The sequence below is a fragment of the Polaromonas sp. P3_C2 genome, assembly GCF_056402675.1.
In genome coordinates, this window is record NZ_JBFUGX010000713.1 from 1 (window position 1) to 1,960 (window position 1,960).

A 1,960-nucleotide genomic window follows, 5' to 3' on the forward strand; every position below is an offset into this window, starting at 1 on the left:
CGCCTGTTTCGGGGCTGATCCATAGCATCATGCTGCGGGCGTTTTCGTACATCGCCCATTTGGCCTCGTCGTGCCAGAACGGATAAGGAAACTGGCCCGGCGGCAGGCGGTTGCGAAAGGCCGCCTCAAGCCGCACCAGGAACATCTTCTCGTCGGCCACCCACTCCACGGTATGCCGGCCGTTGAACATGAAGAGCGGCGCATACATGCCGGTCCAGGCGTCAGGGGCGAACTGGGTCAGGTTGGTCTGGCGCAGCGTGGCGTTGTCTTTTTTGTTTTGCCGGCCCCATAGCACGATGGGCGCCACGTGTGCACGCAGCTGGCTCGGCCCGAACAGTGTTTGCCGGCACTGGGTGTAAGCGTTGACGTCACCGGCCGGCGCCAGCGGGCAACTGCTGGCGAGCTCTGCGGAAATTTCGGCCGCAGCCTGCGCGATGTTGGGCGGTATCGCCCTTTTTTCCTGGGCTTGTACGCCGCAGGAAAATGCCAATATGGCGGCCAGCAGTCCGGCCCGCCATGGCGAAAGTGAAAACAGACGTGCTTGAATCAACGTACCCATTTTTTACTCCCTCGTGTAGTCCAACAAATCCAGGTAGTCCTTCCGTTCAGCTCTGGCCCATGCCTTCACGCCCATCGAAGCCATCACTGCTGCGCTTTCTGAATTGGTGGCCAGCAGCGCGTCGCGCAGCTGCTGCACCATGTCCGCGGCCAGGCTGGGACTGGCAAGCACCGACCAGTTCACCACCGGCTGGGTTTCAGCCACCACGCGCCCGCCCTCTTCCACCCACTTTTTGGCAATGGTGGGATTGACCACGCCGATCTGGCCCATTCCGGACTTCACAAACTGCGCGACTTCTTCCTGGAAGCGAACGTGTGTCACGCGGACCTGCCCAAGTTTTTGCCGCCGCAGTTCCGCCAGGGCCACCGCACTGGTGGCGGCAGACTCGTCGGGCATGATGACTTTTGCATCAGCCGCATCCGCCAGGGTTTTAATGGGCGAATCCTTGGCCACGATGAAGGCCGCCTTGTAGGGGTCGGCGCGCCGCACCACCGGCTGGTAGCCGTTGTCACGCACCAGCTTGGCCAGCTGGTTGACGGATTTTCCGAAGACAAACTCCGGCTTGCTGGCGCCTTGCGCCACCGCCATGAAGCGCTTGATATCCACCATGGGCTCCACGACGATAGGCCGCCCCTTGAGCTGGGCGCTGATGAAGTCGGCGGCAGGGCGATAACGGTTGGTCAGCAAAAATGAGTTGGTATCTCCCCCCACCGCTTCATTGACCAGCAACCGCCAGTTCGCGCCACCTGCGGGTTTTTTAGCAGCAGAGGCAGCGGCAGCAGCAGCAGCCTGGGCCCAGGCGCTACCCGGCCCACCCATACCCCCTGCGAGGGCGCCCAGGCCCAGGATTGACAACATCTGACGGCGAAGCTGCGAGGAAGGTGTTTTCATGAAAACCTTGTTTTGGAAAGCCCACTGACCCAGTACATCGTTGCTGGATGACTTCGGCTACTGCCCCAAGGCTTTGTCAAGGCTTCGGAACTGCACGGCCTTGCGGCTYAATCCTTGTCACCTACGCAAATACACTCTATGGACCGGCTGCAAAAATAGTCAAAGGCAGTTCATGGCACCCGCCCTGTCAGGGCTGACAGGTAAACCCCGGCAAAGGCACCTGCGCGGCGAGCCCCGGCTTCAAGCAATGGCAACGGTCCGGGTCAAACGTAAACAGCTGTAACGCCTTTAACCCAGCCCAAAGACTTGTTGATGGCCGGGACTACGGCGTGCAATACGCCACCTTTTAATAACCGCCTCTGGGCATCTTCCCGGTCAGGCCGGCCAATATGCGGAAGACCGGCAAGGCCGTGCGCCCAAAAAATACGGATGCCAAAACATCACAAAATGCATCCTGTGAGTAATCCCAGTGTGCGAAAACTGACAGCGCCTGAACGCGGCAGTTGTTGC

General features: G+C 60.2%; 1 protein-coding gene and 1 pseudogene. Both read right to left on the reverse strand.

From position 1 onward, the window contains the following. A pseudogene (locus tag AC1DWI_RS21060) lies at window positions 1-559 on the reverse strand (hypothetical protein); the annotation flags it as partial. Between the two features lie 3 nt (window positions 560-562). Continuing rightward, the gene (locus AC1DWI_RS21065; RefSeq protein WP_477668159.1) at window positions 563-1,450 is read right to left on the reverse strand and encodes a phosphate/phosphite/phosphonate ABC transporter substrate-binding protein; all 888 of its coding nucleotides are present in this window, start codon (window positions 1,448-1,450) and stop codon (window positions 563-565) included. Window positions 1,451-1,960: the final 510 nt, after the last annotated feature.